The organism is Streptomyces sp. NPDC102259, assembly GCF_044766465.1.
GTDB lineage: Bacteria > Actinomycetota > Actinomycetes > Streptomycetales > Streptomycetaceae > Streptomyces.
Genome location: NZ_JBIWMA010000016.1, coordinates 118,848 through 131,283, shown reverse-complemented (window position 1 = coordinate 131,283; position 12,436 = coordinate 118,848). Strand labels below are relative to the sequence as shown.

At 70.8% G+C, this 12,436-nt stretch carries 11 protein-coding genes; 5 read left to right on the top strand and 6 right to left on the bottom strand.

Annotation, left to right across the window (positions count from 1 at the left end; genetic code table 11):
* Window position 1 precedes the first annotated feature (1 nt).
* Window positions 2-2,077, bottom strand: coding sequence for a transketolase (gene tkt, locus ACIRPU_RS30805; RefSeq protein WP_403872979.1), 2,076 nt, complete (start codon window positions 2,075-2,077; stop codon window positions 2-4).
* A 168-nt stretch (window positions 2,078-2,245) separates the two neighbouring features.
* Here tkt and ACIRPU_RS30800 point away from each other — a divergent pair, with 168 nt between their 5' ends.
* A complete protein-coding gene (locus ACIRPU_RS30800; RefSeq protein WP_355707262.1) occupies window positions 2,246-3,148 on the top strand; it encodes an AraC family transcriptional regulator in 903 nt (300 codons plus the stop codon).
* A 73-nt stretch (window positions 3,149-3,221) separates the two neighbouring features.
* Here ACIRPU_RS30800 and ACIRPU_RS30795 read toward each other — a convergent pair whose 3' ends face one another.
* The 5 genes from ACIRPU_RS30795 to ACIRPU_RS30775 form a co-directional block, all read right to left on the bottom strand.
* On the bottom strand, window positions 3,222-4,616 hold the full coding sequence (locus tag ACIRPU_RS30795) for a glycoside hydrolase family 16 protein (RefSeq protein ID WP_403872976.1): 1,395 nt from the start codon (window positions 4,614-4,616) through the stop codon (window positions 3,222-3,224).
* Window positions 4,617-4,785: 169 nt separating this feature from the next.
* Complete coding sequence (locus tag ACIRPU_RS30790) at window positions 4,786-6,045, bottom strand: Ig-like domain-containing protein (RefSeq protein ID WP_403872974.1); 1,260 nt, start codon at window positions 6,043-6,045, stop codon at window positions 4,786-4,788.
* Between the two features lie 441 nt (window positions 6,046-6,486).
* Window positions 6,487-6,924: a GNAT family N-acetyltransferase gene (locus ACIRPU_RS30785; protein WP_355706268.1), complete on the bottom strand. Its 438-nt coding sequence runs from the start codon at window positions 6,922-6,924 to the stop codon at window positions 6,487-6,489.
* A 44-nt stretch (window positions 6,925-6,968) separates the two neighbouring features.
* Window positions 6,969-7,748 (bottom strand): IclR family transcriptional regulator, encoded by a 780-nt coding sequence (locus ACIRPU_RS30780; RefSeq protein WP_403872972.1) that lies wholly within the window; start codon window positions 7,746-7,748, stop codon window positions 6,969-6,971.
* Between the two features lie 38 nt (window positions 7,749-7,786).
* Entirely contained in the window at window positions 7,787-8,212 is a 426-nt protein-coding gene (locus ACIRPU_RS30775; RefSeq protein WP_355706266.1) for a MarR family transcriptional regulator, read from the bottom strand.
* Window positions 8,213-8,460: 248 nt separating this feature from the next.
* Between ACIRPU_RS30775 and ACIRPU_RS30770 the strand changes: the two genes are divergently transcribed.
* From ACIRPU_RS30770 to ACIRPU_RS30755, 4 genes are all read left to right on the top strand, one after another.
* Window positions 8,461-9,378 carry an SDR family NAD(P)-dependent oxidoreductase gene (locus ACIRPU_RS30770; RefSeq protein ID WP_403872970.1) on the top strand — a complete coding sequence of 306 codons (918 nt, stop codon included), beginning with the start codon at window positions 8,461-8,463 and terminating at the stop codon, window positions 9,376-9,378.
* A 35-nt stretch (window positions 9,379-9,413) separates the two neighbouring features.
* Complete coding sequence (locus ACIRPU_RS30765; RefSeq protein ID WP_384111683.1) at window positions 9,414-10,289, top strand: amidohydrolase family protein; 876 nt, start codon at window positions 9,414-9,416, stop codon at window positions 10,287-10,289.
* A 12-nt stretch (window positions 10,290-10,301) separates the two neighbouring features.
* Window positions 10,302-11,807 carry a long-chain fatty acid--CoA ligase gene (locus ACIRPU_RS30760; RefSeq protein ID WP_403872968.1) on the top strand — a complete coding sequence of 502 codons (1,506 nt, stop codon included), beginning with the start codon at window positions 10,302-10,304 and terminating at the stop codon, window positions 11,805-11,807.
* Between the two features lie 61 nt (window positions 11,808-11,868).
* Window positions 11,869-12,324: a MaoC family dehydratase gene (locus ACIRPU_RS30755; RefSeq protein WP_403872966.1), complete on the top strand. Its 456-nt coding sequence runs from the start codon at window positions 11,869-11,871 to the stop codon at window positions 12,322-12,324.
* Window positions 12,325-12,436 lie beyond the last annotated feature (112 nt).

The window sequence follows — 12,436 nt, the reverse complement described above, 5'->3', positions numbered from 1 at the left end:
ATCAACCACGCGCGGCGGAGAGGGATTCCCGGGCCGCGGCGGCCACGTTCTCGGCGGTGAAGCCGTACTCGGCGAACAGGGTCTTCGCGTCGGCGGAGGCGCCGAAGTGCTCGAGGGAGACGATGCGTCCGGCGTCCCCCACGAACCGGTGCCAGGTGAGCCCGATGCCCGCCTCGACCGCGACGCGGGCCTTCACCGACGGCGGCAGGACGCGGTCGCGGTACGCACGCGGCTGCTCCTCGAACCACTCCACGGACGGCATCGACACGACCCGGACGCCGATTCCCTCGGCCTCGAGCGCCTCGCGCGCGGCGACGGCCAGCTGCACCTCGGAGCCGGTGGCGACGAGGACGACGTCGGGGGTCGCGGTCGAGGACTCCGCCAGGACGTAACCGCCCTTCGCCGCGTCCGGGTTCGGCGCGTACGTCGGCACGCCCTGCCGGGTGAGGGCCAGACCGTGCGGGGCCGGCCGGGTGGCGTGCCGCTTCAGGATCTCGGCCCAGGCGATCGCCGTCTCGTTGGCGTCGGCCGGGCGGACGATGTTCAGGCCCGGGATGGCGCGCAGCGAGGCCAGGTGCTCCACCGGCTGGTGGGTCGGCCCGTCCTCGCCGAGACCGACGGAGTCGTGCGTCCACACGTAGGTCACCGGCAGCTGCATCAGCGCCGACATCCGCACGGCGTTGCGCATGTAGTCGGAGAACACCAGGAACGTGCCGCCGTAGACACGGGTGTTGCCGTGCAGCGCGATGCCGTTCATCTCCGCGGCCATCGAGAACTCGCGGATACCGAAGTGGACCGTACGGCCGTACGGGCTCGCCCCGGGCAGCGGGTTGCCCTCGGGGAGGAAGGAGGAGGTCTTGTCGATGGTGGTGTTGTTGGAACCGGCCAGGTCGGCGGAGCCGCCCCACAACTCGGGCAGGACCGCCCCGAGCGACTGGAGCACCTTGCCGGACGCGGCGCGGGTGGCGACCGGCTTGCCGGGCTCGAACACCGGCAGCGCGTCCTCCCAGCCGTCGGGCAGCTGCCCCGCGAGGACCCGGTCGAACAGCTGGGCGCGCCCGGGGTCGGCGCCGCGCCACTTCTCCAGCTGCTTGTCCCAGGCCGCGTGGGCCTCGGCGCCCCGGTCCAGGGCGGCGCGGGTGTGCGCGAGGACCTCGTCGGAGACCTCGAAACCGCGCTCCGGGTCGAAGCCGAGGAGACGCTTGGTGGCGGCGACCTCCTCCGCGCCGAGGGCCGAGCCGTGGGACGCCTCGGTGTTCCGGGCGTTCGGCGCGGGCCAGGCGATGATCGTGCGCAGCGAGATGATCGAGGGGCGTCCCGTCTCGGCCTGCGCCGCCTTCAGAGCCGCGTACAGGGCGGGGACGTCGACGTCGCCGTCCCCGGTCGGCTCGACGCGCTGCGTGTGCCAGCCGTAGGCCTCGTACCGCTTCAGCACGTCCTCGGAGAAGGCGGTGGCGGTGTCGCCCTCGATGGAGATGTGGTTGTCGTCGTAGACGAACACGAGGTTGCCGAGCTTCTGGTGGCCGGCGAGCGAGGAGGCCTCGGCGGAGACGCCCTCCTCCAGGTCACCGTCGGAGACGATGCCCCAGATCGTGTGGTCGAACGGGGACTCGCCCCGCGGTGCGTCGGGGTCGAACAGGCCGCGCTCGTAGCGGGCGGCCATGGCCATGCCGACGGCGTTGGCGACGCCCTGGCCGAGCGGTCCTGTGGTCGTCTCGACACCGGCGGTGTGCCCGTACTCGGGATGACCCGGCGTCTTCGAGCCGTGCGTACGGAAGCTCTTCAGGTCCGCCAGCTCCAGCTCGTAGCCGGAGAGGAAGAGCTGGGTGTAGAGGGTCAGCGAGGTGTGGCCGGGGGACAGGACGAAGCGGTCGCGACCCGTCCACTCGGGGTCCGCCGGGTCGTGTCGCATCACCTTCTGAAAGATCGTGTACGCGACCGGGGCCAGGCTCATGGCCGTTCCGGGGTGCCCGTTGCCCACCTGCTGCACGGCATCCGCGGCCAGAAGGCGTGCGGTGTCGACGGCACGCCGGTCACGTTCGGTCCACTCGAAATCGTTCGGTGTCTGCGTGCTCATCTTCAAGAAATCCTCGATCGGAGCGGGTCATCTGCTCTGTTGTGTTCAAACCTAAAAGTCTGACTTTTACGAAGGAAGGTCTCCCTGTGTCAGCCTGTGGTGAATGTGGGACACCCGTCGGCGACACATGAGCGCCACGGGGCGGCAACTGGGCGGCACGGACAGGACATGGTGGACACAAGTACCCAAGACGGCGCCGGTGAGGGCATCAGAACCTTTCCCTTTCCCGTCGAACTCAGCGTCGGCGGCGTCGGCATGCAGGTGGGCCCGATGGGCACCGGCCGCACCTGGCACACCGACGCGCCGCTGGACCGTGTGCACCGCATCGACTTCCACGTGGTGATGCTCTTCGACGACGGCCCCGTCCGCCACATGATCGACTTCGCCGAGCACGAGGCGAGGGCCGGCGACGTGCTGTGGATCCGCCCGGGCCAGGTCCACCGCTTCTCGAAGTCGAGCGGGTACCACGGAACGGTCCTGACCATGCAGCCCGGCTTTCTGCCACGCGCCACCGTCGAGGCCGCGGGCCTGTACCGCTACGACCTGCCGCCGCTGCTGCACCCGGACGAGCCCCAGCTCGCGGGCCTGCGCGCGGCGCTGACGTATCTGCGCGGGGAGTACGACGACGGCGGCGCCGACGGCACGCTGCCCCTGAGCCTGCACACGGCGGTGCTGCGGCACTCCCTCACCGCGTTCCTGCTGCGGCTCGCGCACCTCGCGGCGAGCAGCGCGGAGGCGGCGCGCGGCCGGGCCGACACCACGTTCACGCTCTTCCGGGACGCCGTGGAACGGGACTTCGCCACCAACCACAGCGTCAGCGCCTACGCCGACGCGCTCGGCTACTCCCGCCGCACCCTCGTGCGCGCGGTCCGCGCCGCCACCGGCGAGACGCCCAAGGGCTTCATCGACAAGCGGGTCGTCCTGGAGGCGAAGCGGCTCCTGGCCCACACGGACCTGCCGATCGGCCGGGTCGGTGCGGCGGTGGGCTTCCCCGACCCGGCGAACTTCTCCAAGTTCTTCCAACTGCACACGGGAAACACCCCGGTGGCCTTTCGCGCGGAACTGCGCTGAGGCGACCGGGGCGCGTTTCGATCGAGGGCGTCAGAGGTGGGCGGCGCCCTTCCCGGCGCCGCGGGGCCGTCGGTCAGTGGCCGAAGGTGAACCAGTTGACGTTCACGAAGTCCGCGGGCTGGCCGCTGGTGAAGGTCAGATAGACGTCATGGGTCCCGGCGACGGAGCTGATGTTCGCCGGGATCGTCCGCCACGACTGCCAGCCCCCGGTGTTGGCCACCGCGAAGCTGCCGACGGGCGTGGCGGTACGGCTGTCGAGGCGTACCTCGACCAGGCCGCTGACCCCGCCGGCCGCACCGCTGGCGACCCGCGCGCTGAACTGGGTCGCCGCCGAGGAGCCGAAGGTGACGCCCTTGTACACCGCGTAGTCGCCGTTCGCGAGGGAGCCGATGTCCTGGCCGCCGCCGGTGTCGGTGGTCGTCTCGGTGACCGTGCCGGAGTGGCTGTCGTACGACTCGGCCTGGATCGTGCCGTAGGCGTCACGGCTGCCGGTCGGCGGGGGACTCGTGGTGCCGCCCCCGCCGCCCGCGGCCTGCAGCACCTGCACGTAGTCGACCACCATCGGGTGGCCCGGCTGGGTGTCGCCGTCCAGGCCGCCGCCGAAGGCGTCCGGGAAGCCGCCGCCCATCGCGACGTTCAGGATGACGAAGTAGCCGTGATTCGTCGCGTTGGTCCACGTCGCCGCGTCGACCTGGTTCGCCGTGACGGTGTGGTAGTTGACGCCGTCGACGTAGAACCGGATCGCCTCCGGGCTCACCGAGCGGTCCCACTCCATGCTGTAGGTGTGGAAGCCGGACTGGCAGGTGGTGTTGGGACACGCGACGGAGTTGCCGATGCCGGTGGTCTCGTTGCACGGGCCGCCCGGGTTGGTGCCGCAGTGCATCGTCGACCAGACCTTGTTCAGGCCCTGGACGTTCTCCATGATGTCCAGCTCGCCGACGCCCGGCCAGTTCTGGTAGTTGCCGCGGTAGGGCGAGCCGAGCGCCCAGAACGCGGGCCAGTAGCCCTCGGCGGCGGTGCCGGTCACGTTCGGCATCTGGATGCGGGCCTCCACCCGCAGCTTGCCGCCGGACGGGGGCTGGAAGTCGGTGCGGGTGGTCTCGATGCGGCCCGAGGTCCAGCGGCCGGCGGAGTCGCGCAGTGGGGTGATGCGCAGGTTGCCGCTGCCGTCGAGCGAGACGTTGCTGGTGCTGTTGGTCATCGTCTCGACCTCGCCGGTGCCCCAGTTGGCAGGCCCGCCCGGGTACGAGGTCCCGGTGCTGTACTGCCAGTTGGAGGTGTTCACCCCGGTGCCGGCGGCGCCGGTGAAGTCGTCGAGGAAGACCTGCGACCACCCGGTCGGGGGCGTGGGAGCGGAGGCGTTCGCGGGCAGGGTGACGGCCGCCGCGGCGGCGGCCGCGAGGCCGAGGGTGCTGAGCACGGCGACCAGTGCGCGTCGCCGTCGGGGTATGCCGGAGGTTGCACTCATGGGGGTGGGCCTCTCGGGTACGGAGTGATGGGCGCGGGTGCCCTCGAGAGCCTTGAGAGCGCTCTCAAAGTGGGCCCAATGTGCTCTCCGTCCCGGAGGCCGTCAAGACTTAAAGCAAGGAAAGTCCTTTCAGGGCAAGGAAGTTCATGGCTTGAACCACGCAAACGTGCTAAAGCGCGCTGCCCGCGGTCCAGTCCGCCCAGGAGAGGTTCCAGCCGTTGAGGCCGTTGGCCGCGTCCACGGTCTTCTCGCCGGAGTTCTCGACGATCACCACGTCGCCGAGCATCGAAGCGGCGTAGAACTCGTAGCCCGCGACGGAGCTGTCGTTCGCGCCCTTGGCGTCGTGCAGGCCGACGCAGCCGTGGCTGGTGTTCTGGCTGCCGAATATCGAGGTCGAGGCCCAGTAGTTGCCGTGGATGAAGGTGCCGGAGGTGGTCAGACGCTGGGCGTGCGGGACGTCGGAGATGTCGTACTCGTCGCCGAGGCCGACCGTGGAGGACTCCATCCGGGTCTGCTTGAACCGCTCGCTGATCACCATGATCCCGGACCAGGTGGTGTGGTCGGAGTCGCCGCCGGAGACCGGGTAGGTGGCCAGGGTCGCGCCGTCCCGCTTCACCACCATCTTCTTGCTCGACAGATCCACGGTGCTGATCTGTGCGCGGCCGATGTGGAACGTGACGTCCTTCGACTGCATGCCGTATACACCATTCGTTCCCTCGACGTCCTTCAACCGCAGACCGAGGGTGATGGTCGTCCCGGCCGCCCAGTACGTCTTCGGCCGGAAGTCCAGCCGGGTGGCGCTGAACCAGTGCCCGACGATCTCCACGGCCGGCTCGGCGGTCACCGTGATCGCCTTCTCCACGGCGGCCCTGTCGGACACGGCGTGCGAGAAGTTGATCGAGACCGGCATCCCCACGCCGGAGGTGGAGTTCGCCTCGGGGGTGAAGTACCCGACGAAGGTCTCGCCCGGGGACTTGGTGGTGAAGGTGGCCGTCTGCGCGTCGGCGCCCTCCAGTTGGGCGGTGACCGTGTACTTCGTCCCGGAGTACGGGTTGGCCGAGGACCTCCACGTGGTCCCGGCCGCGTCGAGGGAGCCCGCGAGCGTCGAGCCGTCGTTGCCCGTCACCTTCACGGAGGCGAGCGTGCCGTCGGTCACGGTGACCTCGACGGGACTGGTGAAGGCCGCCTTCTTGGTGCCGTCGGCGGGGGTGACCGAGATCACCGGCCGCTTGGCGGCCGCCGAGGCCTTCGTGGACGCGGAACCCGACGTGCCGGTCCCGGCCGTCGTGTTCTCCGAGGCGTCCGCCGATCCGGAGCTGCACCCGGTCAGCGCGACGGCCGGGACGGCCCCGAGCACGCCCAGGATCCCGCGCCGGGACCAGCCCTCCGGCTGCTGTTCGGACCGGTTCGATATGTGCGAGACGCCCACGGCACGCCTTCCTGAGTTGTCCACCTTTGCGCGTGCATCGTGCGCCTCCTAGATGGGGCGATCCTTTGAAACCCCGGGTCGAAACCTGAGATTCCTGTGAGGACGACCTGAGAGACGCCGCCGGCCGCGGGGGTGACACCCCGGAGTCGTCTGCCGGGGGCCGGGGGTGTCGGCAGTCCGGCGGGGCCGGCGGTCCGGCGCCGGATCGCCGGAGGGGAGGGGCGAGGCTCGTTGGTACGGGAAGGAACCGGCGCGGCTCGCCGGCGCGGGGGAGGGGTCGACCCGCCCGCGTCCAGCCTGGCGGTCGGGGCTGCGCCCGACTCCAGGGCCTGCGTCCGGAGGCCTGCGCCCGGTCTCCGGGCCTGTGCCTGGCGCCGGGCGCCCGGGCCCGGCGCCCGGGCCTGCGCGCGGCTCCCGGGCCCGTTCCCGGGCCGTGTCGCGCTAGGAGAGCGGGTAGTCGTAGCGGATGAAGCCGTTGAAGGTCGCGACCTTGTCGTACAGGGTGCGGGCGGTGGTGTTGTGCTGCTGGGTGGACCAGTACAGCCGGGCGGCGCCCCGCTCCCGCGCGGCCTCGGCCACCCGCTCGATCAGTGCCCGTGCCACCCCTCTGCCGCGTACCGCCTCGTCCACGTAGAGGTCCTGGAGGTAGCAGCTGTCCGCCATCCAGCCCGAGGCGTGGAACAGGTAGTGGGCGATGCCCACCAGGTTCCCGTCCGTCCGGGCGCCGAGGGCGTGCACCTGGCGGCCGTCCTGGAGGTGCCGCCACATCTCCTCGTACCCGTGGTCGGGCACCTCCGTGCGGTAGAACGCCTTGTAGCCGCGCGCCAGCACTTCCCAGGCGGCGCGGTCCTGCGGGCCCAGTGGGCCGATCTCCGTCATGGTTGCGCATTCTCGCCGGGGGTCCCCGAGCCGCCAACCGGGTTTCACCCGGCCCGGCCGTCGGGCTGCCAGCCCAGGGCCCGGGAGATCCCGCGTGCCGCGAGCCGTACGGCCGGTGCCAGCACCGGTACCTGTGCGTCGGCGTGCGGGACGACGACCGACACGGCGGCCGTCACCGCACCGCCCGGTCCGCGCACCGGGGCGGCCACCGACAGGGCGTCCTCGGTGACCTGACGGCTGCTCACCGCGACGTCCGCGCGCCGGACTTCGGCCAGTACCCGGCGCAACCGCGCCGGATCGGTGATGGTGTGAGCGGTGTAGGAGGCCAACGGGCCCGCGCAGTAGGCCTCTTGGAGCTCGAAGTCGCTGTGCGCCAGCAGCGCGAGGCCCACGCCGGTGACGTGCAGCGGCCAGCGGGCGCCCACCCGGATGTGCACCCCGACCGCCGAACGTCCCGACAGCCACTCGGTGTAGACGACCTCGGACCCGTCCCGCACCGCCAACTGCACGTTCTCGTGGGTGGCTTCGTACAGGTCCTCCAGGAACGGCAGCGCGACCTGTCGCAGCGCGAGACCGCGCGGGGCCAGCGCCGCGACCTCCCACAGCCGCAGCCCCACGTGGTACACGCCGGACGGGTCCCGTTCCAGGGCGCCCCACTCGGTCAGGGCGCTCACCAGCCGGTGCGCGGTGGTGAGGGTCAGGCCGGCGCGGCGGCTGATGTCGGTCAGGGACAGCGCGGGGTGCCTGTGGTCGAACGCGGCGAGCACGGCCAGCAGCCGGCCGGGCGCGGAGCGGGCGGTCCCGGCGAGTGCGCCCTGGTCCATCGGGTCCTCCTCACGGCGTCAGGGTCCTCCTCGCGGCGTCAGGCGAGTCCGTCCTCGGCGATCCGCCGCAGCAGGGTGTGCAGCGTCTCGCGTTCGGCCGGTTCGAGGGGGTCCAGCAGTTCGTTCGTCACCCGCAGGCCCGCCTCGTCGGTGCCGCGCAGGAACGCGCGGCCGTCCTGGGTGAGGGCGACGATCCTGCTGCGGCGGTCGTCCGGCGCCGGGCGGCGCTCGGCGAAGCCCAGCTTCTCCAGGTCGTCGACCAGGCCGACGATCGCGCTGGGGTCGTAGCCGAGCCGGGTGCTCAGCTCCCGCTGGAGGGAGCCCTCGGAGGTGGCGAGGAAGCGCAGCACCGCGTAGTGGCGCAGCCGTACCCCCGACTCCTGGAGGAACGTGTTGAACAACTGTCCCGAGCGCAGTCCCAGGCGGTACAGCAGGTAACCCGTGTCCGCGTGCAGCCCGCGCATCCACGGTTCGTCCGCGTCGATCGGGGCGGCGCTGCTTGCGTTGTCCTGGCGGGCGATGGCGGGCTCCCTGGGCTAGGTCCCCTTCCGGGGGTGGTGCGACGTACAGGCGTACAGACGTACAGATTCCAGCATGACGCACCCGTAGGACGACAACAACTATTGACGACAACAATTATTGCTCTTAGCTTCGATCTCGTAGTCGTGCTCCATGCGACACGAAGTCGCACCCCATGTGAAGGGACACCGTCGTGCCCAGCATCGATCTCACCGGCAAGGTCGCCGTCGTCACCGGCAGCGGCCGGGGCCTCGGCCTCGCCTACGCCCATGCCCTGGCCGCCCGCGGCGCGTCCGTGGTCGTCAACGACGTCGACGAGGCCGTGGCCGAGCAGGCCGTGAAGTCCCTCGTCGAGGCCGGCGGCAGGGCGGTCGCCGAGGTGGTCCCGGTCGGGACGACGGAGGCCGCCGACCGGCTGCTGAACCGGGCCGTGGAGGAGTTCGGCCGGCTCGACGTCCTGGTCACCAACGCGGGCATCCTGCGCGACAAGGTGCTGTGGAAGATGACCGACGACGACTTCGACGCGGTGATCGCCACCCACCTCAAGGGCACCTTCACCTGCGCCCGCGCCGCCGCCGTCCGGATGCGCGAGCAGGGCGAGGGCGGCACGCTGATCCTCGTCGGCTCCCCGGCCGGCCAGCGGGGCAACTTCGGCCAGACGAACTACGCGGCCGCCAAGGCCGGCATCGCCGCCTTCGCCCGCACCTGGTCCATGGAGCTGGGCCGCGCGGGCATCACCGTCAACGCGATCGTCCCGGTCGCCGCGACCGCGATGACCGAGACCATCCCCGCCTTCGCCCCCTACGTCGAGGCCCTGAAGAACGGCGAGCCGTTCCCGGACTTCCTGCGCAAGGGCGAGGGCTTCGGCACCCCCGAGGACTGTGCGGCCCTGGTGCCCTTCCTGGCCTCCGAGGCCGCCCGGGGCATCACCGGCCAGGCCATCGGCATCGGCGGCGACAAGGTGGCACTCTGGTCGCATCCGCAGGAGATCCGCGCGGCCTACGCCGACGGCGGCTGGACGCCCGAGGCGCTGGCCGACGTGTTCCCCACCTCGGTCGGTGCCGAGCTCCAGACGGTCGGCATCCCGGCCCCCAAGTTCCCGGAGGCGTGATGAGCCCCTCCACGACCCCCGCCGCCGCCCCCTCCATGAACGTCGACGAACTGGTCGCGATCGACGTCCACACCCACGCCGAGGTGTCGTCCCAGGGCCACTCCTCGCTGGACGACGACCTGCACGACGCCTCCTCCGCCTACTTCAAGGTCGAGGGCAAGCGGAAGCCCACCCTGGAGGAGACGGCCCGCTACTACCGTGAGCGGAAGATGGCCGCCGTGATCTTCACGGTGGACGCCGAGTCCGCGACCGGCACGGCGCCCGTCCCGAACGAGGAGGTCGCCGAGGCCGCCGCCGCCAACGCCGACGTCCTCATCCCGTTCGCCTCCATCGACCCCTTCCGGGGGAAGGCGGGCGTGCGGCAGGCGCGGCGCCTGGTCGAGGAGTACGGGGTGAAGGGCTTCAAGTTCCACCCCAGCATCCAGGGCTTCTTCCCCAACGACCGCTCGGTGGCGTACGACCTGTACGAGGTGATCGAGGAGACGGGGACCATCGCCCTGTTCCACACCGGTCAGACGGGCATCGGCGCCGGAGTCCCGGGCGGCGGCGGGATCAGGCTCAAGTACTCCAACCCGCTGCACGTGGACGACGTGGCGGCCGACTTCCCGCACCTCAAGATCATCCTGGCGCATCCGTCGTTCCCCTGGCAGGACGAGGCCCTCGCCGTGGCCACGCACAAGCCGGGCGTGCACATCGACCTGTCCGGCTGGTCGCCGAAGTACTTCCCGCCGCAGCTCGTGCAGTACGCCAACACGCTGCTGAAGGACAAGGTCCTCTTCGGCTCCGACTTCCCCGTCCTCACCCCCGACCGCTGGCTCGCCGACTTCGACAAGCTGACGATCAAGGACGAGGTGAAACCGAAGATCCTCAAGGAGAACGCCGCCCGTCTGCTCGGGCTGACCACACCGTAAGGGGCGTGGAAGATGCGCAACGAGGGACTGGGGTCCTGGCCCGCACGCCGGGCCCGTAAGACCCCGCACCGCACCGCCCTGGTCCACGGTGGGCAGTCGACGGACTATCGCACACTGTATGCACGCACCACGCGCCTGGCCCACGCCCTGCGCGCCCGGGGCGTACGGCGCGGCGACCGCATCGCCTACCTCGGCCCCAACCACCCCTCCTACCTGGAGACCCTGTTCGCCGCCGGCACCCTCGGCGCGGTGTTCGTCCCCCTCAACACCCGCCTCGCCGGCCCCGAGATCGCCTACCAGCTCGCCGACTCCGGCGCCAAGGCGCTCGTCTACGGCCCCTCGCACGCCGGCCTGGTCGCCGGACTGCCCGGGAACACGGACGTGCGCAGCTACCTCGAGGTCGGCGCCGAATACGAGGGGGAGCTCGCCGCCGCCTCCGACGAGCCGATCGACACGCCGGTCACCCCGGACGACACCTGCATCATCATGTACACCTCGGGCACGACCGGCCGTCCCAAGGGCGCCATGCTCACGCACGGCAACCTCACCTGGAACGCGGTCAACGTCCTCGTCGACACCGATCTGACCGCCGACGAACGCGCCCTGGTCTCCGCGCCGTTGTTCCACACGGCCGGCCTGAACATGCTCACCCTGCCGGTGCTCCTCAAGGGCGGCTGCTGCGTCCTGGTCGAGGCCTTCGACCCGGAGGCCACCTTGGGCCTGATCGAACAGCACCGGATCACCTTCATGTTCGGGGTGCCGACGATGTTCGAGCAGGTCGCCCGGCACCCGCGCTGGGCGGGCGCGGACCTGTCCAGCCTGCGGATCCTGACCTGCGGCGGCTCCCCGGTGTCGACGCCGCTGATCGCCGCCTACCAGGAACGCGGACTCACCTTCCTCCAGGGCTACGGCATGACCGAGGCGTCCCCCGGCACGCTGTTCCTGGACGCCGAGCACTCCGTCAGCAAGGCGGGCTCGGCCGGCGTCCCGCACTTCTTCAGCGACGTACGCGTCCTGCGCCCCGACCTCACACCCGTCGAGGTCGGCGAGACCGGCGAGGTCGTCGTCCGCGGGCCGCACGTCATGCCCGGCTACTGGGGGCTGCCCGAGGAGACGGCCGCCTCCTTCGCCGACGGCTGGTTCCGCAGCGGGGACGCGGCCCGGGTCGACGAAGACGGTTACGTGCATATCGTCGACCGCATCAAGGACATGATCATCTCCGGTGGGGAGAACATCTACCCCGCCGAGATCGAGGACCTGCTCCTCGCCCACCCCGACATCGTGGAGTGCGCGGTCATCGGCGTGTCCGACGACAAGTGGGGCGAGGTGCCGCGCGCGGTCGTCGTGCCCCGCGAGGGCGCCTCGCTCGACCCCGACGAGGTGCTGGCCTCGCTGTCCGGACGGCTCGCCAAGTACAAGATCCCCAAGTCGGTGGTGGTGGCGGACGAACTCCCGCGCACCGCTTCCGGAAAGCTCCTGAAGTCCCGGGTGCGCTCCCGGTTCGGCACCGACTCCTGAACGACTCTCCTGTGAACCCTTCTGTGAACTCTTCTGTGAACTCTCTTGTGAGGAACGGCATATGAGCATCACCGTCAACGGTCTCGACGAGCTGAAGAAGCTGGCCGGAAGCGACCTGGGCACCAGCGAGTGGATCGAGGTCACCCAGGAGCGCATCGACACCTTCGCCGACGCGACCGGCGACCACCAGTGGATCCACGTCGACCCCGAACGGGCGAAGGAGGGCCCCTTCGGCGCCCCCATCGCCCACGGGTACCTCACCCTCTCCCTCTTCATCCCGCTGTTCACCGAGCTGCTGGACGTCCAGGGCGTCACGACGAAGGTCAACTACGGACTGAACAAGGTGCGGTTCCCCTCGCCGGTCAAGGTCGGCTCGCGGATCCGCCTGGTCGCCAAGCTGACCGAGGTCGAGGAGGTGCCGGGCGGGGTGCAGATCACCGTCGACGGGGCCATCGAGATCGAGGGCGGCGCCAAGCCCGCGGCGGTGTTGCAGAGCCTGTCGCGCTTCTACGCGTAAGGCTCCGCCGGCCGGGCCAGGACTGCGCCGTCCGGCCCTCAGGGCTTGTGCCGGGTGAGGAAGGGGAATCTGCGGGACCGCCGCGGCCGGTCGCGCAGATCCCCGCGCCCCT

What these genes read in the sequence shown, in the direction of transcription:
- tkt (WP_403872979.1), bottom strand. Translation starts at nt 2,077, where the DNA reads ATGAGCACGCAGACACCGAACGATTTCGAGTGGACCGAACGTGACCGG.
- ACIRPU_RS30800 (WP_355707262.1), top strand. Translation starts at nt 2,246, where the DNA reads ATGGTGGACACAAGTACCCAAGACGGCGCCGGTGAGGGCATCAGAACC.
- ACIRPU_RS30795 (WP_403872976.1), bottom strand. Translation starts at nt 4,616, where the DNA reads ATGAGTGCAACCTCCGGCATACCCCGACGGCGACGCGCACTGGTCGCC.
- ACIRPU_RS30785 (WP_355706268.1), bottom strand. Translation starts at nt 6,924, where the DNA reads ATGACGGAGATCGGCCCACTGGGCCCGCAGGACCGCGCCGCCTGGGAA.
- ACIRPU_RS30780 (WP_403872972.1), bottom strand. Translation starts at nt 7,748, where the DNA reads ATGGACCAGGGCGCACTCGCCGGGACCGCCCGCTCCGCGCCCGGCCGG.
- ACIRPU_RS30775 (WP_355706266.1), bottom strand. Translation starts at nt 8,212, where the DNA reads ATGCGCGGGCTGCACGCGGACACGGGTTACCTGCTGTACCGCCTGGGA.
- ACIRPU_RS30765 (WP_384111683.1), top strand. Translation starts at nt 9,414, where the DNA reads ATGAACGTCGACGAACTGGTCGCGATCGACGTCCACACCCACGCCGAG.
- ACIRPU_RS30760 (WP_403872968.1), top strand. Translation starts at nt 10,302, where the DNA reads ATGCGCAACGAGGGACTGGGGTCCTGGCCCGCACGCCGGGCCCGTAAG.
- ACIRPU_RS30755 (WP_403872966.1), top strand. Translation starts at nt 11,869, where the DNA reads ATGAGCATCACCGTCAACGGTCTCGACGAGCTGAAGAAGCTGGCCGGA.